Origin of the sequence: Mesorhizobium sp. SARCC-RB16n (genome assembly GCF_008520305.1) — a bacterium.
Lineage (GTDB): Bacteria > Pseudomonadota > Alphaproteobacteria > Rhizobiales > Rhizobiaceae > Mesorhizobium.
This window is the reverse complement of record NZ_ML703324.1, coordinates 1-1118: the sequence shown is the minus strand read 5'-3', so window position 1 is coordinate 1118 and position 1118 is coordinate 1. Positions and strand designations below refer to the sequence as shown.

Genomic DNA, 1118 nt, shown 5'->3' with positions numbered 1-1118 from the left:
CGAGATCGTGCCGCGTGCCACGCCCGCCCGCACCGCGAGCGAGGCCAGTACCGAGAGCTGGCAAGTAAAAGCCTTGGTCGAGGCGACGCCGATCTCGGGGCCGGCCAGCGTCGGCAGCACGACGTCGGATTCGCGCGCCATGGTCGATTCCCGCACATTGACGACCGCGCCGATCTTCATGCCGGCCTTGCGGCAATAGCGCAGCGAAGCCAGCGTATCGGCGGTCTCCCCCGACTGCGAGATGAAGAAGGCGGCATCGTTCGCCGACAGCGGCATCTCGCGGTAGCGGAATTCCGACGCAACATCGATGTCGACCGGGAGCCGCGCATAGCGCTCGAACCAGTATTTGCCGATCAGGCCGGCGAGATAGGCCGTGCCGCAGGCGGAGATGGCCAGGCGGCCGATCTTGGCGAAGTCGAATGGCAGGTCGAGCGGCTTCGACACGCCGGAGACGAAATCGACATAGTGCGCCAGCGTGTGCGAGATCACCTCGGGCTGCTCATGGATTTCCTTTTCCATGAAATGGCGGCGATTGCCCTTGTCGACCATGAAGCTGGTCGACAGCGACTGCTGGCGCTTGCGGTCGACCTTTTTGCCGTCGATGTCGAAGATGGCGACGCTGTCGCGGCGCACCACCGCCCAGTCGCCGTCCTCGAGATAGGTGATCGAATTGGTGAACGGAGCGAGCGCGATCGCGTCGGAGCCCAAAAACATCTCGCCATCGCCATGGCCAACTGCCAGTGGCGGACCATTGCGGGCGCCGACAATCAGATCCTCGTCGCCCTTGAACATGATCGCCAGCGCAAAGGCGCCTTCCAGCCGCTTCAGCGCCTTGTGCGCGGCCTCGACCGGCTTCAACCCCTTGGCGATTTCGCGCGCCACCAGATGCGCCACGACTTCGGTGTCGGTTTGCGACGAGAAAGAATAGCCGTCGCGGATCAGTTCGTCGCGCAGCTCAGCAAAATTCTCGATGATGCCGTTGTGGACGATGGCGACGCCGTTCGAAAAATGCGGGTGCGCATTGGTCTCGTTGGGCACGCCGTGGGTTGCCCAGCGCGTATGGCCGATACCGATCGTGCCGTCGAGCGGCTCATCCTTGAGCCGGCGTTCGAGGTTGA

The 1118-nt window shown here is 63.7% G+C and carries 1 protein-coding gene; it reads right to left on the bottom strand.

The window, feature by feature from the left end; translation table 11 throughout:
- Positions 1–1118, bottom strand: a 1118-nt coding sequence (gene glmS / locus C7I87_RS34845; protein WP_149908454.1) for a glutamine--fructose-6-phosphate transaminase (isomerizing), incomplete at both ends; no start/stop codon positions are given.